General features: G+C 62.8%; 19 protein-coding genes and 1 riboswitch. Of the genes, 11 read left to right on the top strand and 8 right to left on the bottom strand.

The window, feature by feature from the left end; genetic code table 11:
* Positions 1–103: 103 nt before the first annotated feature.
* Entirely contained in the window at positions 104–748 is a 645-nt protein-coding gene (locus EEB12_RS12480; protein ID WP_021342704.1) for a GntR family transcriptional regulator, read from the top strand.
* Positions 748–2,022: an MFS transporter gene (locus EEB12_RS12475; protein ID WP_030534864.1), complete on the top strand. Its 1,275-nt coding sequence runs from the start codon at positions 748–750 to the stop codon at positions 2,020–2,022. The genes EEB12_RS12480 and EEB12_RS12475 overlap by 1 nt, the downstream gene beginning before the upstream one ends.
* Before the next feature lie 49 nt (positions 2,023–2,071).
* Here EEB12_RS12475 and EEB12_RS12470 read toward each other — a convergent pair whose 3' ends face one another.
* From EEB12_RS12470 to EEB12_RS12445, 6 genes are all read right to left on the bottom strand, one after another.
* On the bottom strand, positions 2,072–3,643 hold the full coding sequence (locus EEB12_RS12470; RefSeq protein WP_020906004.1) for a flotillin family protein: 1,572 nt from the start codon (positions 3,641–3,643) through the stop codon (positions 2,072–2,074).
* Between the two features lie 11 nt (positions 3,644–3,654).
* A complete protein-coding gene (locus tag EEB12_RS12465) occupies positions 3,655–4,170 on the bottom strand; it encodes a hypothetical protein (protein WP_037125452.1) in 516 nt (171 codons plus the stop codon).
* 148 nt (positions 4,171–4,318) lie between these two features.
* On the bottom strand, positions 4,319–5,620 hold the full coding sequence (locus tag EEB12_RS12460; protein ID WP_044480251.1) for a M1 family metallopeptidase: 1,302 nt from the start codon (positions 5,618–5,620) through the stop codon (positions 4,319–4,321).
* Positions 5,621–5,631: 11 nt separating this feature from the next.
* Positions 5,632–9,525, bottom strand: coding sequence for a Pls/PosA family non-ribosomal peptide synthetase (locus EEB12_RS12455; RefSeq protein ID WP_003941141.1), 3,894 nt, complete (start codon positions 9,523–9,525; stop codon positions 5,632–5,634).
* A gap of 122 nt (positions 9,526–9,647) precedes the next feature.
* Entirely contained in the window at positions 9,648–11,501 is a 1,854-nt protein-coding gene (locus EEB12_RS12450; RefSeq protein ID WP_007727149.1) for a BCCT family transporter, read from the bottom strand.
* 428 nt (positions 11,502–11,929) lie between these two features.
* Positions 11,930–12,334 carry a hypothetical protein gene (locus EEB12_RS12445; RefSeq protein WP_029254361.1) on the bottom strand — a complete coding sequence of 135 codons (405 nt, stop codon included), beginning with the start codon at positions 12,332–12,334 and terminating at the stop codon, positions 11,930–11,932.
* 39 nt (positions 12,335–12,373) lie between these two features.
* Here EEB12_RS12445 and EEB12_RS12440 point away from each other — a divergent pair, with 39 nt between their 5' ends.
* On the top strand, positions 12,374–12,700 hold the full coding sequence (locus tag EEB12_RS12440) for a hypothetical protein (RefSeq protein WP_046377860.1): 327 nt from the start codon (positions 12,374–12,376) through the stop codon (positions 12,698–12,700).
* A 1-nt stretch (position 12,701) separates the two neighbouring features.
* On the opposite strand, the gene EEB12_RS30495 is transcribed toward EEB12_RS12440, so the two are convergent.
* Complete coding sequence (locus tag EEB12_RS30495) at positions 12,702–12,842, bottom strand: hypothetical protein (protein ID WP_003941170.1); 141 nt, start codon at positions 12,840–12,842, stop codon at positions 12,702–12,704.
* A 244-nt stretch (positions 12,843–13,086) separates the two neighbouring features.
* Between EEB12_RS30495 and EEB12_RS12435 the strand changes: the two genes are divergently transcribed.
* From EEB12_RS12435 to EEB12_RS12400, 8 genes are all read left to right on the top strand, one after another.
* Positions 13,087–13,818, top strand: coding sequence for an SDR family oxidoreductase (locus tag EEB12_RS12435; RefSeq protein ID WP_141487841.1), 732 nt, complete (start codon positions 13,087–13,089; stop codon positions 13,816–13,818).
* A 150-nt stretch (positions 13,819–13,968) separates the two neighbouring features.
* The gene (locus EEB12_RS12430) at positions 13,969–15,336 is read left to right on the top strand and encodes a purine-cytosine permease family protein (protein ID WP_020906011.1); all 1,368 of its coding nucleotides are present in this window, start codon (positions 13,969–13,971) and stop codon (positions 15,334–15,336) included.
* 30 nt (positions 15,337–15,366) lie between these two features.
* Positions 15,367–16,947: a hydantoinase/oxoprolinase N-terminal domain-containing protein gene (locus tag EEB12_RS12425; protein WP_019746681.1), complete on the top strand. Its 1,581-nt coding sequence runs from the start codon at positions 15,367–15,369 to the stop codon at positions 16,945–16,947.
* The gene (locus tag EEB12_RS12420) at positions 16,944–18,053 is read left to right on the top strand and encodes a DUF917 domain-containing protein (RefSeq protein ID WP_047889584.1); all 1,110 of its coding nucleotides are present in this window, start codon (positions 16,944–16,946) and stop codon (positions 18,051–18,053) included. Before EEB12_RS12425 ends, EEB12_RS12420 begins: the two co-directional genes overlap by 4 nt.
* A 6-nt stretch (positions 18,054–18,059) precedes the next feature.
* Positions 18,060–19,118: a DUF917 domain-containing protein gene (locus EEB12_RS12415; RefSeq protein WP_020906014.1), complete on the top strand. Its 1,059-nt coding sequence runs from the start codon at positions 18,060–18,062 to the stop codon at positions 19,116–19,118.
* A complete protein-coding gene (locus tag EEB12_RS12410; protein WP_141487840.1) occupies positions 19,115–20,650 on the top strand; it encodes a PucR family transcriptional regulator in 1,536 nt (511 codons plus the stop codon). The genes EEB12_RS12415 and EEB12_RS12410 overlap by 4 nt, the downstream gene beginning before the upstream one ends.
* A 60-nt stretch (positions 20,651–20,710) precedes the next feature.
* A riboswitch (SAM riboswitch) is annotated at positions 20,711–20,825 on the top strand.
* A gap of 53 nt (positions 20,826–20,878) precedes the next feature.
* Positions 20,879–22,204 carry an aminotransferase class V-fold PLP-dependent enzyme gene (locus EEB12_RS12405; protein WP_141487839.1) on the top strand — a complete coding sequence of 442 codons (1,326 nt, stop codon included), beginning with the start codon at positions 20,879–20,881 and terminating at the stop codon, positions 22,202–22,204.
* A gap of 210 nt (positions 22,205–22,414) precedes the next feature.
* A complete protein-coding gene (locus EEB12_RS12400; protein ID WP_020906017.1) occupies positions 22,415–23,029 on the top strand; it encodes a hypothetical protein in 615 nt (204 codons plus the stop codon).
* Here EEB12_RS12400 and EEB12_RS12395 read toward each other — a convergent pair.
* On the bottom strand, positions 23,008–23,886 hold the full coding sequence (locus EEB12_RS12395) for a PaaX family transcriptional regulator C-terminal domain-containing protein (protein ID WP_220095794.1): 879 nt from the start codon (positions 23,884–23,886) through the stop codon (positions 23,008–23,010). The two genes, EEB12_RS12400 and EEB12_RS12395, sit on opposite strands and share 22 nt — an antisense overlap.
* Positions 23,887–23,894 lie beyond the last annotated feature (8 nt).

The following is a 23,894-nucleotide window of genomic DNA, read 5'->3' as shown; positions in this document are numbered from 1 at the left end:
TGCAATGCTAGCTGGATCGATGCCGTGTTGGACCGAGATGTTCGGATCGGCGACCCGAATGTCTGGGTTCCGCCAGCGTGGAGTATAAATACATCTTGTGTCTATGTTGTATTCCGCTTCGGAAACCGTCTTCCGCGAAGTCAAGGAGCTGATCCTTTCCGGCGAACTCGCCGGCGGGGAGCTGATCAGCGAGGGTGACATCGCCGCTCGGACCAATGTGAGCCGAACGCCGGTGCGTGAGGCGTTTCTGCGTCTCGAGTCGGAAGGTTGGATGCGCCTCTACCCGAAGAAGGGGGCGCTGATCGTCCCGGTCGCGGATGGGGAGGCGGAACACGTAGTCAGTGCCAGACAACTCGTCGAGACTCAGAGCGTTCGAGTGGTGTCGGTCCGACCGCACGCACGTGAAACGCTTGTCGCAGCGTTGCGCGCGAATCTGATCGAGCAACGTGAGATTGCTGATCGCGGGGACGTTGCCGCGTTCAGCGCGATCGATGCCGACTTTCACAAGATGATCGTTGCCGCCGGTGGGAACCCTTTGCTCGACTCGTTCTACGCGAGTCTGCGCGACAGGCAACGACGGATGACAGCGCGGTCGATCTCACGCGACCCCGGCCAACTGTCTCGCATCCTTGCCGACCACACCGCGCTTACCGACCTCGTCGAAACAGGCGATGCAGACGGATACAACACTGCCGTCCTCACACACATGCGCCAGGTGCACGGCCTCGGCTTCGAAGGAACTCTGTGATGAGCACCCAAACGATAGACGCTGGGACCGCAGCCGAACGTCGTCCAGGCAGTGAACGTGGCACCGGCGGAAAATGGCTGTGGCTGACCGTTGCCGCCAGCATGTTCGCCGCGGCCTGGGGCGGAAACGAATTCACGCCACTGCTGGTGATGTACCGACTCGACCACGGCTATTCGCCGGTGATGGTCGACTTCTTCCTCTTCGCCTACGTCCTCGGAATTGTGCCGGCCCTGCTGCTCGGCGGCCCGCTGTCCGATCGATTGGGTCGACGCCCGATCATGCTCCCCGCTCCGATCATCGCGATCGCCGGTTCGACGCTGCTCGCTTTCGGGGCCGACTCCGCTGCCGCTCTCATTCTGGGAAGAATCCTCTGCGGCATCGCCTTGGGGATCGGTATGGCCGTCGGCGGCTCCTGGGTCAAGGAGTTGTCCACGCAACCTTGGGATTCGACGGCGTCGGAAGGCACGGGTGCCAGGCGAGCAGCGATGAGTCTGACTGCCGGCTTCGCCTTGGGGGCGGGTGCCGCGGGAATCTTGGCGCAGTGGGCGCCCCTGCCGAGTGTGTTGGCGTACGTGCTGCACATCGCGATCACCGTCCTCGCGGCCATGGCGCTGTGGCGTGCTCCCGAAACACGACCGGCACAGGCGAAATCCGACCGTCGCAGGTTGATCGACGACCTCAAGATCCCCTCGGCAGGTCATCGCAGATTCCTCTACGTCGTTGTTCCGTTGGCGCCGTGGGTGTTCGGTGCTGCCAGTGTCGCGTATGCAGTTATTCCGGCGCTCATGACCGGGCACAGTGGCGATGCGCCCGTGGCCTTTTCGGCTCTACTGTGCATGGTCGCGCTGACATGCGGATTCGCGATTCAGTCGTTGGGGCGAAAGATCGATACCGACCGCAGCGCGCGCGGCGCCGTTGTGGCTCTGGTGTTTCTGGTGGTTGGTATGGCCGGCGCTGCTCTGGTTGCGTCGACGCTGACCGTGGCGATCGCGATCGTGGCTGCAGCGATCCTCGGTTGCGGGTACGGCATGGCATTGGTTTCCGGGTTACTGGAGATCCAGCGAATCGCGGGGCCGGACGATCTGGCAGGACTGACCGCGGTGTTCTACTCGATCACCTACATCGGTTTTGCTGTGCCTGCGTTGCTGGCGATGCTGTCGGAAAGCATTCCGGCGCTGAGCTACACGGTGACTCTTCTGTTTGGATCAGCCGCCGCCGCTGCCTGCTTGATTCTGATTCTCTTCAAGTCGCGTTCACATCTTCCGAGCGCGTGATGCCGTCCGGTCCGCCGACACCTGGGAGAGTCGGCGGACCGGGGCGAAATCACGCGTCTACAGTTGCGGAACCGTTTTCCGAATTGTGGACCGAATTGTGTACCGAACCAACCGGAACCGATGCGGTCTTGTTCAGGCCGTTGAGCAATCCGGTGATATCGACGCCTGAGCTTTCGAGAGTTTCGATGACGCCGGCGATCACCTGGGGGCTGATGCCCAGGATCGAGCCGATCGAACCCTGGGCCCCATCACTGCCGCCGACGATGGAGATGCGGTCGATGTCGCCGACCGGCTTCGCCGCCGCTGCGGTGGCGTCGACCAATGCTGCCAGAACATCAGGCAGAGTCAGCAACTGCGCGGCCTGCGGGGTGTAGGAATTGAGCGCCTCGGCGATCTGACGCTTACCGGCAGCCTCGGCTTCGAGCTTGGCACGCAAACCATCCGCCTCGGCTTGTTGCTCGGCACGAACCGCATCGGCCGCTACCTTGCGGCCGTCGGCTTCGGCTTCCAGACGTGCTCGAAGGCCGTCGGCATCAGCCTGTTGTTCAGAGCGAACGGCGTCGGCGACGAGCTTTCGTGCATCGGCCTGAGCGCCGCCGGCCTGCCTTGCTGACTCGGCCTGTGCCTGGGCGCGGAGGATCGCGGCCTGTCGCTCACCCTCTGCGCGTGCGATGGAGGCTTGGCGTTCGGCCTCGGCCGGTGCAATGACATCTGCCTGCAATGCCGCTTCCGATTGCTGGGCGCGACGACGCTCGACCTCGGTGCGAGCTTCGACGCGGGCCGCCTCGGCCTGCTCACGTGCGATGCCGACGGCCTTCTCGGCTGTTGCCTGCGCGAGGGGTCCGGCCTGGTCGGCTTCTGCGTTCTCGGCTTCGGTCTGTGCTCGCAGGCGAGCGAGTTCGACGTCGCGTTTCTGATTTGCACTCGCGATCGCGGTGTCGGCCTCGGCCTGTGCGACGGAACCTGCCTGTCGCGCCTTTGCCGATTGGATCTGCGAATCACGCTCTGCTTCAGCAGTTCCGATCGCGGCATCACGTTTGACCTCGGCGATGCGGCGCTGACCGAGCGATTCGAGATAGCCGTTGAAGTCGGAGATTCCCGCGATCTTGATGACATCGACTTCCATGCCGATGCGGGCGAGGTCGCCGCCTGCCTCCTCGACCACGCTGCGCGCAAGCGAATCGCGATTGGAGTTCAGATCCTCGACCGTCATGGTCGCGGTGATTCCGCGCAGACTGCCTGCGAGGATTTCGTTGATCTGCTGCTGGAGTTCGTCCAGGTCGGAAGTCAGGAATCGTTGCACCGCTGTCTGAACCGCTTCGTCGGCGGAACCGATTCGTACCAGGCCGACTGCCTCGACGTTGACCGGAACACCGTCGTTGGAGAGCGCATTCTTGAGATTGATGCTGACGTTGAACGGCTCGAGCGACATGATGTCGACGCGTTCGATTCCGGGAATCTTGAAGCGGGCTCCGCCGCGGACGACCTTCGGCTTGCCTCGTCCGGTGAAGACCGCCACTTCGTTCGGCGGGACCTTGACGTAGTTCTTCACGTAGATCGCGGGGAGAACGATGAAGATGATTACTGCGACTACAACCGCAATGATGATGATTGGCAGCATGTATCGAGTCCTTAGATCGCGTCGTCAACCGTGACGACGTGAAGGTATTGATCGTCTACATCGGCGATGTAGACGGTGGTGCCGGTGGTGAGCGCCATCGGCTGTGCACTGACGGCCTTGGCCTGGACGCGATTGCCTTCGGCGTCGACGAACGAGACTTCTCCCCAACCTTCGGCTGCGATGGTGAGGGTGACCGTGCCCAACAATCCGTGGTATGAATTGCGCCCGATGTGCGAATTATCTTGTTGTTTAAGGAGATAGGGGAGAAGAAGGCCGCGCGTGACGACAACGAGAACGGCGGCGAGTGCGAGTGCAGCTATCACCGCTACCAACGTCGGAGCGTCCGCGAGAGTGGCAGCTACGCCGCCGGCGCCGAAGCCGAAAAGTGCTGTGGCCAAAGTTGTCAGGCTCAGAAATGGCAGCCCGTCTGCGTGGCCGCCGCCCAGATCTGCAACCTCGCCGACGGCAAAGGCTCCGATCAGGGCGACAACCCCGGTCACGAAACATATTGTGAATACAACAAACATCGATCCCCCGATCTACCTGTCGAGGAAGCGTGCCCTGAGAATTGTGTTGTCGGGGTCGTCCCTCGGCCCACCTCTATAGTAAAGGTAAGACAAAGCCAATCGGCGCATTCGGAATGTTTCGGCGTGGTGCTACGGCTGGGGGAAAGCGTCAAAGCCGAGGTAGCGGGCGTTGATTCAGCCAAGCATCCCAGAGAGGGCGCAGTGGGGTGTCGGTGAAACGTGAAGCGAGATCGGTGAATTGCTCGGTGCTGACCGTGCTGTGCCGATGCTTCGTAGTCCACTGGCGAATCAGTTCGAAGAACTTCTCGTCTCCGAGAACGCCGCGCAGGGCGTGCAGAGTCAACGCGCCCCGCTTGTAGATTCGATCGTCGAACATCAGGGCAGGCCCGGGATTGGCGACGATCAAGTCCTGAGATTTACGCCCGAGCCCTTGATAGGCGTTGGTCGCGAGTTGGTTCGAGGATGGGCCACCGGAATTCTCGGACCAGATCCACTCCGCGTAACAGGCAAAGCCTTCGTGTAGCCAGATGTCGCACCACTGCCCGAGAGTGAGGCTGTTGCCGAACCATTGATGGGCAAGCTCGTGTGCGACAAGACGTTCGGAACCGCGCCTACCCGTGCAGTGGTTGGCTCCGAAGATCGAGAGTCCCTGCGCTTCGATGGGGATTTCGAGTTCGTCGTCGGTGACCACAGCGGTGTAGTCGGCAAAGGGGTACGGGCCGAACAGCTTTCCGAAGACCTCCAGCATCTGGGGTTGGCGCCCGAAGTCGACGTCGAACGCTGCGCGCAGTCGCGGCGGGTGAACGGCGAAGACCGGTACCGGGCCGGCGCTCACCTGCCGATGCTCGTACTGGCCGATCTGAATGGTGGCGAGGTAGGTTGCCATCGGTTCGGTCTGCTCGTAGACCCACGTCGTCTGACTCGCACGGGTCTGCTTGCGGATCAGCTTGCCGTTGGCGAGGGCATAGAACGGGGAATCGGTGGTGATCGAGATGCGGTAAGACGCTTTGGAAATCGGATGGTCGTCGCACGGGAACCAGGACGCCGCGCCGTTGGGCTGACTTGCGACCAAAGTTCCTTCGTCGAGTTCCTCCCAGCCGACTTCGCCCCACAGGCTCTTGATCGGCTCGGGGTTGCCGCTGTACGCGATGGTGACCGACAGGGCACCGCCCGCGGGGATCTTGGTAGACGGCGTGAGGATCAGCTTGTTGTTCAAGTGCGCGTACTTGGTGCCGCGGGCACCGTTGACGGACACCTTGGACACCTGCAGGTTCTGCGCGAGGTCGAAGCTGAACTTGGATCGGCTCTCGGTGGTGACAGCGGTGATGACTGCCTTGCCGGCGAGACGGTTACTGAAGACCTTGTACGTCAGTTCCAATTCGTACCGAGACACGCGGTAACCGCGGTTGCCGTTGTGTGGCAGGTACGGATCGAGCGGCTCTTCGAGCATTCTGTTCGGCTTCACGACGCCACCCACGGTGCAATCGGATTGCCCTGCCAGCGGGTGGAGGGCGGAACGGTGTCACCTCGCATCACCAGAGATGCAGGCCCTACCGTCGCTCCCGCGCCGATGCCGGCTGCGGGTAGCGCGACACAATGCGGTCCCAGCGTTGCTCCTGCTCCCAAGGTGACGGTGTCCATGGACATGATCCGATCATGGAAGAGATGAGTTTGCACGACGCACCCCCGTTCCACTGTCGCTCCGTCGCCCAAAGTCACAAGATCTGCCTCGGGTAGCCAGTACGACTCACACCAAACGCCCTTGCCGATCTTGGCCCCGAGCCCACGCAAGAAGATGTTGAGTACGGCAGTACCAGTCGCTGCGCGAGCGAACCACGGCGCCGCGACGGTTTCGACGAACGCGTCGGCTACCTCGTTGCGCCAGACGAACGAACTCCACAGCGGATGCTCGACCTTGGCGATGCGCCCGACGACAATCCACTTGGCGGCGATGGTGATCGCGCCCGCCACTGCTCCGGCGACGAGCAGAATTACGCCGCTCAACAGAGCCGCGAACCAGAATCCGACGGCGCCGACCAGTGCTTCGAGTGCAAACAGAACACCGAGACCGATGCCGAACGTGACCATCACGGGGATCAGTCGGCAGGTTTCGACCACTCCGCGGGCGATCTTGAGTCGCATCGGCGGATTGAACGTGCGGGCGGCGTCGGTGTCCCCGGCAGCCCTTCTCAGACGTACCGGTGGACTACCCAGCCACGATGATCCGGACTTGGCCTTGGACGGGGTGGCCGACAGAACCGCCACGAGACCGTTCTTGGGGACGCGTCGACCGGGTGCGGTCATACCGGAGTTGCCGAGGAACGCACGCTTGCCGATCTTCGCCTGTTCGATGTGCATCCAGCCGCCGCCGAGGCCGTAGCTCGCAACCATGGTGTCGTCGGCGAGGAATGCGCCGTCGGCGACCGTCGTGAACTTGGGAAGGAGGAGCACGGTGGATGCTTCGACGTTCTTGCCGATCTTGGCGCCGAGGAGGCGGAGCCATCCCGGCGTCAGCAGGCTCGCGTAGAGCGGGAAGAGGAAGGTTCTGGCCGAGTCGAGCAGGCGTTCGGTCGCCCACACCTGCCAGCCGATGCGGCTGCGGACAGGGTGGTAGCCGGGGGTCAGCCCGATCGAGAGAAGACGAACGGCCACCAGTGTGACGACTGCGAAGACGAGCAAACTCAGGATGGTCGCGACGGGAAGCATGATCAGCGATTGGAGCACTGCACTCGCGAGCGTGTCGGTGTCGCGGATCCACCAACCGATCAAGGCGATTCCGGCCATCAGAGCGAAGATCGGCATACCGGCCAGGAAGACCGAGGTGACGCCGTATACCGGCACCCAGCCGGGTGCGCGCTTCGGATGTTCGGCCGGCCAAGGATGATTCGCTTTCCCGACCTTGGTGGCGGGGGATCCGGCCCACTGCTGGTTTGCCTTCACTCGGCCGAACACCGCAGATCCGGGTTCGACGACGGCGTCCCGACCGATACGCGCGCCGGGCAGAAGCGTCGAGCGTGAACCGACGGAGGCGCCGTCGCCGATCTTGATCTCACCGATGTGAATGACGTCGCCGTCGATCCAGTGGCCCGAGAGGTCGACTTCGGGTTCGACGGAGCAGCCGTCACCGAGTTCGAGCATGCCGGTGATGGGAGGAAGTGTGTGGAGATCGACGCCACTGCCGATGTCGGCGCCGAGGGCGCGGGCGTAGTAGAGCATCCACGGTGCGCCCGAAAGGTTGGCTGCGCCACTGGCTTCGGTGAGTCGCAGCGCTATCCACAGACGCAGGTGTTCACTACCACCTCGCGGGTACGTTCCTGGTTCCAACTTGCGTAGGAGCAGGCGCGCCCCGACGACGGCGATGGTCATACGGCCGATCGGCGTGATGAACACGATGAACGCCAACAGGATCCACCACCACGAGACCGTGGGTGCCCAGCTGACGTCGACGAACCAGCCGAGGACGTTGTTCGCGATCGCCAGCCACGTCACCCACTGCAGTCCGGTGAGCGTCGTGAGTGGAACGGTGACGGCGATCTGCGCCAGCTGAGTTTTCAAGGGTGTTGGAGCGACGATGCGCGGCTCCACAGTTTCGGTGGGTGCCAATTCGTCGAGATATTCGGCGAGCGATCCCAACCGTGGATGGTCGTAGAGTTGTGCGACGGTCACTTCTGGGAACCGCTCGCGCAGGGCGGTCACCAACTGAGCAGCAGAGAGGGATCCGCCGCCCACTTCGAAGAAGTCGTCGTCGAGTCCAGTGATCTGGGCTCCCAGGATCGATCCCCACAGGCCGGCAACCCAGGCAGCGGTGCCGTCGAGGCCCAACGCGGCCCCGGCATCTTCACCGGCGCCGGGCAACGGCCACGGCAGCGCATTGCGGTCGACCTTGCCTGACGTACGCGTCGGAAGTTCGTCCATCAACGCCAGACGCGGCACGAGGGCTGCTGGTAGCTGCTCGCTGAGCAGTGCATGAGCGGCCTTGAGATCGAAGTCGGGATCCGTGCTGGCGATGTACCCGACGAGGAGCTGGTTGCCGGCTGCCGTCTTCTTCACGGCTGCGGCAGCGCCGCTCACACCCGGCAGATTCTGCAAGGCGTTGTCGACCTCACCGAGTTCGATGCGCCTGCCGCCGAGCTTGACCTGATCGTCTGCGCGGCCCTGGAACATCAGGCCGGTGGTCTCGAGCCGGACCAGGTCGCCGCTTCGGTAGGCGCGTTCCCACCCGAGCGAGGGCATCGACGCGTACTTCTCGGCGTCCTTCGCGGGGTCGAGGTAACGGGCGAGGCCGACGCCGCCGATCACCAGCTCGCCCACCTCGCCGACCGCGACGGGATTGCTCTGGGCGTCGACGACGGCAAGGTCCCAGCCGTCGAGGGGGAGGCCGATGCTGACGGGGCTCTTGCCGTCCATCAGTGCGCCGCAGGCGACGACGGTTGCCTCGGTGGGGCCGTAAGTGTTCCAGACCTCGCGGCCCTCGACGGCCAGGCGTTCGGCCAGTTCGGGTGGGCAGGCTTCGCCGCCGAAGATCAGGAGTCGAACGGCTTCGAGGGCCTCGGCCGGCCACAGAGACGCAAGCGTCGGCACAGTGGAGACGATGCTGACGTCACGCGAGACCAGCCACGGGCCGAGGTCCATGCCGCTGCGAACCAGCGAACGAGGAGCCGGGACGAGGCAGGCGCCGTGGCGCCACGCGAGCCACATCTCCTCGCAGGACGCGTCGAATGCCACGGAGAGTCCCGCGAGGACGCGGTCACCAGGCCCGATGGGCTCGTCCTGGAGGAACATGCGCGCCTCGGCGTCGACGAAGGCTGCGGCATTGAGGTGAGTGACCGCGACGCCCTTGGGGGTGCCCGTGGATCCTGAGGTGAAGATGATCCAGGCGTCGTCCTCGGGTTCGGGTTCGCGAACCGGTGGATGTTCGAGCCGCTTCGGCGCCGTCCCCGGCTGGATTCCGTCGCCGGTGATGATCGCCGCTACCTGCGCCTCGCCGAACACCAACTCGGCGCGCTCTTCCGGATCGTCGGCGTCGACGGGCACGTACGCGGCGCCCGCAGCGAGGATCGACAGGATCGCCACGTACAGCGAACGCGAACCTGACGGCATCCTGATTCCGACGCGGTCACCTGCGCCGACGCCGGCATCACCGAGCCAGCGCGCACCGAGCGCGATCTCGTCGAGCAACTCCGAGTACGACAGTGTGGTGTCGCCGTCGTCGATGGCAGGTGCTTCCGGGTTGGCCTCGGCTGAGGCCCGCACGATGTCGATGAGCGTGCGCGGCGCAGGTGCATGCGCCGACCGTAGGAATACGGACGGAATCCCGAAAGATTGTTCCGTCTCCGACTGCGACTGGAGTGGCAAACCCGTTGGTCCTGTTCTACTCACGAAACTTAGAGTCCTGCGAACTGTCGAGTTGAAAGTCTCATGACAAGTTTGCGAGTTGGTGAACAGATATGCCTAATGCAACATGCCGAACGTGCCGGTCAGTCCGTACTGGCAGCTTGCGCGTGGCCTTCTGCCGAGTCGGCGAACTCGGGTGTGTCGAACACCTCTCCGCCCAGCGGATCGACGACCTTCGATTCCTCGGAGAAGTCGACGGCGCCGGTATCCGGGTCGATGTTGACCGCATGGGCGGGAACTTCGTGGACCGCGACGAGCATGTGGGCGTCGGAGGGATCCGTCATGATTCCGCTTTGTGACGGGGTGAGCCCGGCGAAGGTCGACGAGATCTTCAGATCGCGGAGCCGCTTTTCGGTGGGTTGCGGAACGTCGGTCGATGCCGAGGCATTTGTAGAAACCCGCAGGTAGCGTGGTGCCGACGCGACCTCGTATCGGAACGCCTTCAGCATCGACAGACATGCCAGCACCATGATGACCGAGAACGGTACCGCCGTGGCGATGGCAACGGTTTGCAGCGCCGTGAGCGATCCACTGCCACCCACGATCAGGAGAACTGCGGCCGCGGCACCGGAGAGGAACGTCCAGTAGACACGCGTGATCTTGGAGGTCTCCAAGCTGCCACCGGTCGCGAGGATGTCGATGACGATCGAGCCGGAGTCCGCGGACGTGACGAAGAAGAACACGATCACGACGATCGCGAGAACACTCGAAATCGTTCCGAGCGGAAGTCCGTCGAGAAGCGTGAACAGTGACGTGTTGGTGTCCACTGCGCCGGATGCGTCGAGCATCGTGCCCTCGTTGCGCTGACGCAGAATGCCGGAGTTACCGAAGATCGTGAACCATAACGAACCAACCAGCGTCGGGGCCAGCAGCACACCGAAGACGAATTCGCGGATGGTGCGGCCGCGTGAGATGCGCGCGATGAACATGCCGACGAACGGTGCCCAGCTCATCCACCAACCCCAGTAGAAGATGGTCCATGCGCCCTGCCAGCCGTCTTCGGCGAACGGGGACGTGCGCAGCATCAGTTCGGGCAAGGCCTGGACGTATCCGCCGAGGTTCTGCACCCACGACTGCATGAGGAACAGCGTCGGTCCCAGAATCAGGACGAACAGTGCCAGCGCGGCAGCGAGCATCATGTTGATGTTGGAGAGCCACTTGAGGCCCTTCGTGACACCGGAGACGACCGAGAAGGTCGCCATGCCCGTCACGATGACGATGATGGTGATGACCAACCAGTTGTCGGTCTCCACCCAGCCGAGGTAGTCGAGGCCGGCCGAGATCTGCTGGACACCGAAGCCCAGCGACGTCGCGACACCGAACAGCGTTCCGACGATGGCGACGACGTCAATGGCGTGGCCGATCTTTCCTTCGATGCGAGCCCGTCCGAGGAGCGGCTCGAGCAGCCAACGGATCGACAGCGGGCGACCCTTTCGGTAGGTCATGTACGCCAGACCAAGGCCGACGACGACGTAGATCGCCCATGCATGCAAGCCCCAGTGGAACAGCGTCAGTTCCATGGCTTGATTGGCTGCGGCGTCCGTGGATCCGGCGATCTGCCCGGCGACGGGTGGGGTCACGTAGTGCGAAAGTGGTTCGGCTACTCCGTAGAACACGAGCCCGATGCCCATGCCGGCGCTGAAGAGCATCGCGAACCACGAGAGCATCCCGAACTCGGGCTGCTCGTCGTCACGTCCCAATCGGATGTTGCCGATGCGGCTGATTCCGCAGTACAGCGCGAAGATCACGAAACCGGTGGCCGAGAGGATGTACCACCAGCCGACGCCGTCGCTGATCACGTTGTTGAGTGTTTCGAAAGCATCCGCGGCGGTTCCCGCGTAGATCACGGCAAAGGCGATCAGGGCAAAGATCACTATCGACGCGGGGATGAACACGGGTTTCCGTAGTTCACGCCACGCAGTTTTGACCGCAGTCATTCCACTCCTCGAACGTTCAGGCATTCACAGCGCCCATCAGGGCGGCCACGTGTCACGCGTAGGTGGGCGTTTCGCTCACACCATCGCAGGTCAAGACCGGGCTATTGCTTTGAAATTCAACGTAACGTCAAGTTTCGGTCAACTCAACTGGACGAAAGATGCTGCACTGTCGCGAAAGTTCTCACTGGATGCCGTAGTTCCGGTTGTAAATCGTTGGGTAATAGTGGCATTGGGTCATGAGCGGAATGCTGAACGGCGAATTCGATTGGTACGGTGAGTTGAATCGGTCGAGTCGACGCTCACCGATTGACCACATTTGTCAAACTCGGCGAAACAGCCTGTCTGTCAGGTGGTTAACTCCTGGCGTGCTTGCCCGATCGTGGCGGTCAGGTGTCGATACCTAACTGTGATTGTGATGGTCGCAACTATCAGTGATGCGGGCCCTGTTCGCCCCGCTGAGCGTCGATCAGATCCATCGCATCCTTCAGGCCCAAGCCCGGATGCAGTTCGCGTAGTGCCTTGATTGCCGGAATACGGTCGTCAGTCGACGCGAGTGCGCTACGGACGTCGTCGGCGGGTATTTCGGTGGGGGCAGTTGTCCCTTCCCACCACACCGACTGAGGTTTGTTCCTGTTTCGCCAGGCTTGGACTGCGTAGTAAGCAGACCCGACCGTCGCGAAAAGCCAGATTGCGAGGAATGTCCAATTCCAAGCTGTGGGTTCTGTGATGACCTTGTCGATGGTGCTTGGGCCGAAGAAAACGAGTAGCCAAACCAGCACGATCGTCTGCCACCATCGCTCGACGCGCCTGCTCGGATTCCACCACTCTGCCATCGACCGATACTCGCACAGGGCTGCTGTTTCGGTGCGACGATGGAGATCATGGAGATTCGTGATGCGGTGGAGCGACTTCGGGCGGATTCCGGGACCTCGATGATCTTCGGAGAACCGCACCAGACCAGCGACGGATCGACGATCATCACGGTTTCGCGACTACACCGGCAGTGGCGGGGCGACCCGATACCGGTGCCAGTGGGAGTGTTCTCGATCCACGAGGGTGAGCCGTCGTGGTCACCGGCCGTCGATCACACCAGGGCGGCTTTGATGGGGGAGTTCATCGGGCTGGCGGCCGCGGTGATCGCAACCCTGGCAGTTCTACGTCGACCGCCCTGGCCTGATGTGACGATTCGGAAGGGGTGACTCAGAAGGGGTGACCCAGAATTACGCCGATCAGTTGGAACGGCATCGCGAGGAACATCGATCCGACGTAGAGCGGATAGCGAATCGGGTCGCCGGCGAGGTAACCCTCGGCGAGCCAGGCCATGACATCTGCTGATCCCATATTCGTTACTTCCCTTCGCGGTTGTGGTTCACCGACATTTTCGGTCGTGGGAGTTGTTTTGTTACAAGCGAACTCGAAGGAGGAGTGCATGTGACGGCAGTTTCGACGCAGCAAACGTCGTCAAGCGAGATCCCCGGGGGCGGCAATCTCTACCAGCTAAGTCTCGATACTTAGCACCGTGTAGTGGTGAAATCTGTGCATTCTGCACATGTCGGGACAATTCGGTGAGCCTTACAGTCGCTGCATGACAACGACACCTTCTCCTCTCTCAGGCAAGACCGTCGTACTGATCGGTGGCGGAACAGGCATCGGGCTGCGGGTGGCGCACCTTGCCGTCGACGCCGGCGCGCAGGTAGTTCTCGGTGGCCGAACCACATCCAAGCTGGAAGCAGCGGCCACGCAGCTGGGTGAGGCGGCGCACTGGTTCACAGTCGACACCTCCGACGACGACTCGGTGAAAGCGTTCTTCACCAACATCCCCAGCGTCGACGCTCTCTTCACCACGGCTGCCGATTACCAGGTCGGCTCGTTCCGCGAACAGAGCGTCGAGGAAGCGGCGTCGCCGTTCACCTCCAAGTTCTGGGGGCAGTACCGCGTCGTGCACGCTGCGCTCGACAAGCTGACACCCACCGCATCGGTGGTCCTCATGTCCGGTGCTGCCAGTGTGCGGCCACCCGCGGCTGCTGCGGCATACGTGGCGGCCAATGCGGCAATCGAGGGGCTCGGACGGGGGCTGGCGGTCGAGCTGTCGCCGATTCGCGTCAACACCGTTGCTCCCGGAACCATCGACGGGCATCTTTGGGCTCAGCGTCCGGCGGAGGTTCGGGAGGCGGCGTTCACCTGGAGTGCGGAGAACAACGTGCTCGGCCGCGTCGGGAACGAAGACGAGATCGCACAAGCGGTGTTCTATCTCTTCACCAACACGTACACAACGGGTTCCACGCTGTACCCCGACGGCGGGTACGCGTTGCGCTAGACCGTGCCATTTGACGACTGTGTGAAATGACGACTGTGCGAAATGCATTGTCGTAACACGAAGAAACGCCAATTCGCCCATAGGCGTGACCCCGACCACATTCGTACCGTCTTCTCCGAGAACACTTCCCAACTATTCGAGGAGTCCGTCATGAAAAACACATCAACGACCGCAGCCGGCGGTGAAGTGTCCGACGGTGACGACTACGCGCTCACCCGCGTTCCCGACGAAGCACGGTATTCGTGGTTCTCGGTGGCAGTACAGCGATTCGGTCAGGTATCGGCACTCGCACAGTTCCTGCTCGGTGCGACGCTCGGCTACGGCATGACGTTCTGGAATGCCTTCTGGGCATTGACAGTCGGGGCGGTGATTCTCGAGGTTGTCTGTATTTTCATCGGCATCATCGGGGTTCGTGAAGGGCTCAACACGTCGGTGGTCGCACGCTGGTGTGGATTCGGGCACGCGGGTTCCGCGGTGATCGGCCTGGTGATCGGAGTCAGCCTGATCGGTTGGTTCGGCATCCAATCTGCTGTCTCTGCATCAGGTTTGCACGGAATCATGCCGTTTCTGCCGCAGTGGGCGTGGGCCCTGGTCTTCGGCCTTCTGATCACCGCGATAGTCCTTCGCGGATTCGGCTCGATGCAGCTGATCGCCAACATCACCGTTCCCCTGTTCCTGCTTCTGGTGGGTTGGGCCGTCATCTCCGAACTGCGTAATCACTCGCTGTCAGATCTGATGGCATCTGCTCCAGCCGGGCCGGAGCTCAGCTTCCTCGCCGGAACCACCATCGTCGCAGGCGGTTTCATTGCCGGAGCAGTGATCACACCCGACATGACGCGATTCAACCGCACGGCGGGTGACGTCGTGAAGCAGACACTCGTCGGAATCACATTGGGCGAATACGTGATCGGATTGACCGGTGTACTTCTTGCGCATGCCGTTCGCAGTTCCGATATCGCCACGATCATCCTGTCGTCGGTCGGCTGGGTCGGCGTTCTCATCATTGTTCTCGGAACTTTCAAGATCAACGACTGGAATCTGTACAGCTCGGGGCTCGGCATCGTGAACTTCATCGACGTCGTGTTCGGGCGACGCATCAATCGCGCCGTCGTCACCGCTGTGGTCGGCGTGACCGGTTCGATCCTCGCGGCTGCCGGAATCCTGAACTCGTTCACCGACTTCCTGATCCTGTTAGGCGTCGGATTCCCGCCGATCGCCGGAATCATGGTGGCGGAGTACTTCATCGTCAAGACCTGGCGCAAGGACCTGGAAGAGAGTCGAGCCGCGGGTACCCTCCCGAACTCGGCGCCCACTTGGGTGCCGGCCACGTTGGTGATCTGGATCGTCTCGGCGCTGATCGGGCATTACAGCACCTTCGGTTTGCCGTCCATCAACGCCGTGGCCTCGGCATTCGTTCTCTACGTCGTCGCGGGTCGACTCGGCCTGATTCGCGGGGTCGGACGCACCACAACCGAAGCGCCGCAAGAGCCTTCGGGAACATCTGCGCTCACGCACTAGCACTGCAAACACTGTAGAAGGGAGTTCGCGATGCGAATCGGAATCGACGTCGGTGGTACAAACACCGATGCGGTCCTGATGGACGGGACCACCGTCATCGGGCATGTCAAACACTCGACCAGCAAGGACATCACCGGCGGAATCGGCGGAGCTCTGACGGCGCTGCAGCAGCAGTACTCGTTCTCTCCCAGCGCTGTTCAAGCAGTGATGATCGGCACGACGCACTTTCTCAACGCTCTCATCGAGCAGCGAGGACTTGCACCAACAGCGGCTCTGCGATTGGGGCTTCCGGCGACCGCAGCGCTTCCGCCGATGGTGGGGTGGCCGCGAGACCTGGTCTCCGCTGTGCAAGGAAGGCACTACCTCGCTCACGGTGGGCACGAGTTCGACGGTCGTCGTATCTCACCGCTGGATCCCGACGAGATTCGTCGCCATGCCGCCGACATGGCTCGCAGCGGTACTCGTTCGGTCGCAATATCGTCGGTGTTCTCTCCGGTCAATCTCGAATGCGAAGCGGCGGCAGCGGAGATCGTGCGTGAGGAACTCGGTCCGGGCGTCGCAATTTCGCTCTCTCACGAGATCGGTCGAGTGGGTCTACTCCAGCGGGAGAACGCGACCATCATCAACGCTGCGCTGCGCGAGCTTGCCGATCACATCGTCGACGGTCTTGCCAGTTCTTTGGTCGAGCACGGCATCGCCGCACCGCTGTATCTGAGCCAGAACGACGGAACCTTGATGGACATCGAGTACGCAAGGCGTTATCCGGTGGCGACTTTCGCGTCGGGACCGACCAACTCCATGCGAGGCGCCGCTGTTCTGTCCGGTCTGGCCAGCTGTGCGGTGATCGACATCGGGGGCACCACTACCGACGTGGGCGTACTGACCAACGGTTTCCCCAGAGAAGCCACCACGGAGGTGACGGTCGCCGGGGTACGGACCAATTTCCGTATGCCGGACGTCTTCTCGATCGGTATCGGTGGTGGTTCGCTGGTGGATGCGGACGGACTCACAGTCGGACCCGAATCTGTGGGATACGAATTGGGTTCACGGGCACTCGTATTCGGCGGTGACACGTTGACGGCCACCGACATAGCCGTCGCGGCAGGCTTGGCCGACGTCGGAGATCGCAGTGCGGTGGCGCACCTCGACCGCGGTCTGGTGTCGACGGCACTCGACCGGATCTCGCGCCGGGTCGCCGACGCCGTGGAACAGATGCGGACCACGTCGGATCCACTTCCCGTTGTGGCGGTTGGCGGGGGATCGGTTTTGCTGGAGCACGAACTTCCCGGCCTGGGAACGGTGATTCGTCCTGAGCGCTTCGACGTTGCCAATGCGATCGGCGCTGCGATCGCGCAGGTCAGTGGTGAGGTAGATCGAGTCGAAGCGGTACGGGACGGGCGCAGGCAGATTCTTGCCGACGACGCTCGCCAGGAGGCGATCGATCGGGCAGTCGCAGCAGGCGCACGGCCCGAGTCGGTGCAGATCGTGGAGTTCGACGAGGTCCCGATTCCGTATCTGCCGGGCAACGCAACACGTATTCGAGTGAAGGCGGTCGGTGACTTGGCACTGCACAGTGGTCTGGTCTCCACCGGTCAGGAAGGCTCACGATGAGTTGGACACTACGAACGGCAGACCTCGACGACCTCGCCAGGGGCGCAGCTTTGTTGGGGACCGGCGGCGGGGGAGATCCGTTCGTCGGCAAGATGTTGGTCACGCAGGCGCTCGGGGAAGCCGGTGAAATCACGATTCTGGATCCGGCGGAGCTCGACGACGACGCGTGGGTGATCCCCGTCGCGCAGATGGGTGCACCGACCGTCGTGGTCGAGAAGATGCCGCGCGGAACCGAACCCGAGCTGGCGCTGATCACATTGGAGAAGCACACGGGGCGAACTGCAGATGCCACGATGCCGATGGAGTGCGGCGGGATCAATTCGATGATTCCGTTGCTGGTGGCAGCGCGGCGCGGACTGCCGGTTGTCGACGCCGACGGGATGGGACGAGCCTTTCCTCAGCTCGAGATGGAAACCTTCTCGGTGTACGGGATTTCGGCGAGTCCGCTCGCCATGGCGAACGAGCACGACGAGGTGGCGATCTTCGACACCGGCAGCGACAACAGCAGATTGGAGGGCCTCGCTCGCGGGGTGACGTCGAGGTTCGGTGGGATGGCGCATATCGCGCAGTACTCGATGACGGGTGCAGATGTGAAGCGGACGGCGATCCCACGGACTCTGTCGTTGGCCTTGGCCATCGGTCGGTCCATCAGGCTTTCACGTGAGCAGCGGGTGGACCCGGTTCAGGCGCTGGTGGACGGTCTCTCCGACACGCTTTACGGATACGGGCGAGTTCTCTTTCACGGCAAGGTGATCGATGTCGACCGGCGAACCGATGAGGGGTTCGCTCGAGGTTCGGTGCGGATCGCCGGCGTCGGAGACGAAGAGCTGGAAGTTCAATTCCAGAACGAAAATCTGATCGCCGTGCAATCCGGAGTAATGGTGGCGATCGTGCCAGACCTTATCTGCATCGTCGAGGCCGACACTGCCGAGCCCATCACCACCGAGGGATTGCGGTACGGGCAGCGAGTTGCGGTCATCGGGATCGCGACTCCGCCGATCATGAGAACACCGGAGGCACTGGCGGTCTTCGGCCCGGCAAGCTTCGGACTCGATCGCCCGTTCCTGCCGGTGGAGACACTCGAGCAACCTGTACTGGCAGAATAGCGAGCCGTGAGCAGGCTGCACGCGGTCCGGGAGGCCGACCTCGACGCGATCGCAGCGGGGGCGGTGGTCTTGGGCTGCGGTGGGGGCGGCGATCCACGCCTGTTCGTGGAAATGCTGCGTCCACTGATGACGTCAACGTCGGTAGAAGTCATCGCGCCGGACCAGTTGCCGTCCGGGGCGATGATCATGCCGGTGGGAATCGTCGGATCGGCCCTGGCTTTGGAAGAGCAACTGCCCTCCGGGCATGAGTTTGCCGACACTGCAGCAGCTTTGACGCGGTGGACTGGTAAACGTCCGACCGCGGTGATGACTTTCGAAGGCGGTGGACTCAACGCTCTCTCCGGCATTGCGGCGGCGTTGGCGTTGGGGATTCCCGTGGTCGACGCGGACCTGCTCGGTCGAGCGATGCCTCGGCTCGATCACTTCTCTCTCGCCGCAGCCGGGTTGGAATTGTGCCCGGTCACTCTCGCCCAGCCCGGCGGCCTCATTACCGTCGTCGACGGAGTGGATGTGCTGGGCGCCGAGGTAGCAGTGCGGTCGTTGATCGGGAGAACCAGCGGTTGGGGCGCTCTGGCGATCGCGTCGATCGATGCGCGGACTGTGCAGGAGGCGTGCATTCCGGGAACTCTGTCCCGAGCATATGAACTGGGTCAGCACGTCGGGACCCTCGGCAGTTGGCGGGAGATCGCCGAAAGCTCCGGGGGGCGAGTAATGGGGACAGGCCGGGTGCGTGCGGTGCGTCGTAGTCGCCCGAACGCCGGCGATCGTCGGGGCAACGTGATTCTCGAACACGATTCTGCGGTGATACGAGTCGAATTCGAAAGTGAGTTCCTGACCGTCGCGTCGGACGGCGAGATGATTGCGACATGTCCGGACATCGTGACGTTGCTCGACGTCCGGACCGGTGCCTTCGTCTCGTGCGAATCAGTGCACCAGGGGCAAGACGTGGCCGTGTTGGTTCTGCCCGGCCCTCAGTGGTGGGCGGAAGATGTGAGCAGGTTGAAAGTTGTCGGCCCGCGGGCCTTCGGCATCGACCATGACGCAGTGCTGATGGAGGCGCAATGAGCGCGAGTGTGTCGGCGTTGCTGAACAACCCGATCTTTGTCGGGTTGTATCGACTTGCCGGCGAAGGTGATCCCGTCGTGACGACAGTGGGAGCGCTCACCGGGGAATCGGCACAGTCAGCCGAGGCCGTGTCGGGTGCGGCGGGTGCAGGATCAGTTCTGGTGATTCTCGATCGAATCGACGTCGGGGAGTGGAGATTCGACGCTCTCCTTCGACGCACGGCGGCGACCGGCTGCCGGGTGCTCGCGGTACACAGCACTGCGGCGGAGGATGCGAATCTCTCGTTGCTTGCCGATCGCCTCGGACTGGTGGTGCTCGGAGTATCCGACCCGTGGCAGTTCAGCGTGGATCTTCGTGATCTTCTCTCGAATTCGCGGGCGGTGATGGCCGACGCTGTACTGCGGGCGACACACGCGGGCCAGCGGGCCGGCGGAAGCGTCGAGAATCTTCTGTCGGTGCTGCTGAACACATTTCAGCGTTCGTTCATCCTCCTGGACGCGTCCGGACGCCCGCTGACCGGCGCCGATTTGTTGTCCGACACTGATCGAGCAGCCGCCGGTATGTTGTCGGGCCGCGGGGCACCCACCACTGTTGAATTGGACTCCGGCGGGGTCCTGATTGCGTGCCCGGTGATGTCCGGCGCAGCCCGAGAGCCCTGGCTGGCGGTGCTGCTCCCGGTGCGTCAAAGCGTCGAAGAGGCTTCTCTCTCAGTGGTTCTCGACGTGGCCTCGTTGGCTGCCGGGCACCGACTGGCCGTTGCACGCATGGTCGACGAGCGTGAAGCGCGCCGGCGTAGCGCGTTACTCGGTGAACTGATCGACACGTCAGCAGACGCCACACCCGGACTGCTCCGGCGCGCACTCGACGCGGGTTGGGCACTGGACGGATGGCATATCGGCATCAAAGTCCTGGCGGTCGGTGAGGTCGACCTGGTGGCCAGGCGCAGTGAGGTCGCAGACGCCCTCGCCGCCGAGGGAATCGACGCCAATGTCGTGGAACAGGCTGACGGCTGGGCAGCGTGGACCACTCTGCCGGGCGAGCCGCGACCGGAGTCGATCACCAGGATCGCCGAGAGTATCCGTGCAGCTCAGGCGAGGTTGGAACCCACGATGGAGACCTGGGTCGGTGTGGGACGCGCACACGACGGTCCGGCTGGAATCGGTGCGTCCCTGTCTGAGGCCGGGGATGCCGCTCGGCTCGCGGGTTCGAGGTCGCAGACAGGCCGCTTCCTGCACGTGGACCGCCTGGGTCTGGCGCAGTTGCTGCTGGCGTGGACGCGAACCGACACGTTTCAGCCCGCAGCCGCGGCACTGCTCGCGCCGCTACGCGATTCGAATGGAGAGTTGCTCGAGACTCTGTCGACGTACCTCGACGAAGAATCGTCTCTGGCTCACACCGCAACCCGAATGGGCTTGCACCGCAACACCGTATCGAGTCGGATCGATAGAATTCAGCGCCTTCTCTCGGTGGATCTCGCAGATCCGGAAACGAGACTCGCGCTCCACCTTGCTTGCCGGACCATCGCGCCCTGACGGAGATCTTCGCGGCTTCGTCTTGACAAGCACGGGAGGTTCCTGCCATCCTCGTTGCCAGGTCACGAGTACCAGTGTTCAGCCCCGGCTTGCTGGTCGGCAACCCTCCTCCGCGGTGGGGTGCTCCGGGTGACGACCCGGCTGCGTTCGAAAACGAATGCGGCAAGCGCGGACTCTTCCGGGGCCATCACCCGACGAACGAGTCCTTGAACGTGAGGATTGTCTTCGATGACTGCTGTATTGAGTGCCGACACCTGCCGCACCACCGCGATTGCCAAGGTTTCGGGTGCTGACCTGCAGGTTCCATTGGTTCAGGGCGGCGAATGCTCCTACGCCAACTTCGACTACGCCGCGAGTGCGCCGGCATTGGCCCAGGTCACCGACCGTATCGCCGAGTTGCTGCCGACATACGCCAGCGTCCACCGCGGTGCCGGCTACGCGTCTCGGATCTCCACGCTCACCTACGAGAACGCTCGTGAATCCGTTGCTCGTTTCGTGAACTGTGCCGACGATCAGGTTGTCGTCTTCACCCGGAACACCACCGATTCGCTGAACCTGCTTGCGCAGTGCGTCCCCGGCAGCACCGTCGTCCTCGATGTCGAGCATCACGCAAACCTGTTGCCGTGGAACGACGCTCGTATCGTCACCGCTGCAGACACCATCGAAGAGACGATCGAGCGTCTGATCGGTGAACTGTGCACCAAGCCTGCAGCGCTGCTCGCAATCACCGGTGCCTCCAACGTGACCGGCGAGATCCTGCCGATTGCACGCTTGGCTGACATCGCTCATCGTTGCGGCGCACGTATCCTCGTCGACGCAGCTCAGCTGGCTCCTCACCGTCGCATCGACCTGCAGGAATGCGGGGTCGACTACATCGCTTTCTCCGGTCACAAGCTCTATGCGCCCTTCGGCGCGGGTGTTCTGGTCGGACGCCGTGACTGGCTCGACGAAGCTCAGCCGTACCTCGCCGGCGGCGGCGCCGTGCGTGAGGTGACCATCGAGTCCACGGAGTGGGCCTGCGCGCCTGCCCGCCACGAGGCAGGTTCCCCCAACGTTCTCGGTGCGGCAGCCATCGCGACCGCATGCGAAACCCTGCACGCGCTGGACTTCGACGTCATCGCCGAGCACGAGAAGGCACTCACGGCCCAGCTCACCGACGGATTGTCCGCCATCGATGGCGTCTCGCTCGTGCGACTGTGGAATGACGCACCGGACGCCGTCGGAATCGTCACCTTCACCGTCGACGGATTCGAAGCGGGCGAAATCGCCGCATTCCTCTCCGCCGAGCACGGCATCGGAGTTCGCGACGGTCGCTTCTGCGCACACCCGGTTCTCGCACGCCTCGGCCTCTCCGGCGGTGCAGTTCGCGCCAGCCTCGGCCTCGGTAGCAGCTCGGACGACGTGACGCGGTTGGTAGACGCCGTGAACATCCTGGTTTCGAATCAGCGTGATTGGAACTACGCCAAGACTGCCGGTGCGTGGAACCCCGTGCCCGAGACCCGCCCCTTCCTCGGAGCCGCAGACGACAACGCCGGCGCAGCCGAGTGCGTCTGAGCTGAGCTCGGTCCCCGAAAACTCGAACGGACAACTAGCATGGCAGCCATGGCACCAGCGGATTTCCCCGCCACCCCTTCGAGAGTGAGCATCACTCTCGGTCAGTGGTGCCGTCGCCATGTCGATCTGTGCCGCACCTCGTCAGGAATGTGTTCGAGCTGACGATTCGTCTCGCTCATCCCATACTTTTCTGATTTTCGGAGGTCTCACATGTCTTCACGCGCTTCGCATTCTCTGCACGTAGCGGTCGAGTTGACCGGATCCGGTCACCATCCGGCAGCTGAGGGCGCACCCGGCAACCTGCCCATCATCGGCGGCGACTACTGGGTGGACCTCACCGAGGGCGAAAAGGCTCTCGATTTAGCTTCATTCCCTACCAATGTGGTTCGGATTCGCGCTGCGGACCTGCGTGAGGCACAGCTCGAACGTGCACGGATACGCGCTGCTGTCGCCGAAGAAGGGCGCGATCCCGACAGCGTCGCAGTACTGGTCGATCTCGAGATTCTGATCGCGCCGGAAGCTCGCTCCGCCCGTAAAGAGCTTGCACAGTTGGACAGCGCGTTGACGGCGCCGCGGGTTCCCGTTTCGCTTCACTACGTCGGAACGCCTTCCGGTCTCGGCAGTTTGATCGCCGATATCCGAGCTGCCGAGGTCGCCGACGGCGTTACGTTGCTGCCTCTAGCATTGCCTCGCACGCTCGAGCATCTGGTGGACAGCACCATTCCGTGGCTTCAGGATCGCGGACTTGTCACACCGTCCACCGCAGTCGACGAGGTTCTCGGGCGTTTCGGACTGCCGCCCCGTCAGCGCACGCTCGCGTCCTGATCGTCACCGATTGCATCTGAGTACAGGTGGAACAGCGACGGTAAGTCGTCGGCACCGTCCACCTGTGCCAGAAGCGTCCAGCATTGCGCAGTGATCGACCGAGCCCTCGTGCCGATCCAGTTGGTGGGCAGTAGTTCCGGTGGCAACAGCGGATCCGGTTCCATGGCTCGCGTGAATTCCGCCGCGAGTTCGATGGTCATCGTGACAGCATCGGTACCCGGACTGTTCTGCAGTTTGCGCAGGCGTGCGGTCGCTACGTCGAGTAGCCGTTCGTATCCGTCAGCGATCTGGTCCAGTGGCCACAACTGCGCGGCAATTTCCACGGGGTCTTCGAGCATGCCCACTTTCAAATCGCGAGTGGTGAGAGAAGACAGGTGCTGTTCGACGTCGAGTTCGGCGGCCGCATCGCGAATATACGGTTCCCAGGCGTGCGGCGAGACGTACAGACCGCCCTGGACGAGCGCGCCGCCGAGGTAAACGACCCTGGTGCGCAGCGCATCTCGCGCTTTCCGTGACGACTCCGGAATTGCGAATCCGGCCAGGTGCCAATACCCGTCCCACGGTGTCACAGTGTCGCGGTCTTGTTGATAGGCCAGCCGAACGAATTCGACGTCGGGTTCCATCTCGCGCACGGCTTTCGGCGTTGCTCGTAGCGTGGCCTGCCGCCCGCGACCTTCCTGAGTGAACTTCCCCTCGGTGACCAACCGCTTGATACACAGCCGAACCTGTTGATCAGTTTTGTCGAGGGCGTCGGCGGTGGCATAAAGGGTGCGTCCGTCGACAGTTCCGTCCGTGCGCAGTAGTCCCTCGATCAAGATCCTCGTGGGTACATCGACGTCCCTGTCGGTCATCGCCATGTCCTTTC

Source organism: Rhodococcus sp. WS1 (assembly GCF_003797745.1).
Lineage (GTDB): Bacteria > Actinomycetota > Actinomycetes > Mycobacteriales > Mycobacteriaceae > Rhodococcus_F > Rhodococcus_F erythropolis.
Note: the sequence above shows the minus strand (reverse complement) of the source record. Positions and strands in the feature narration are given on the sequence as shown.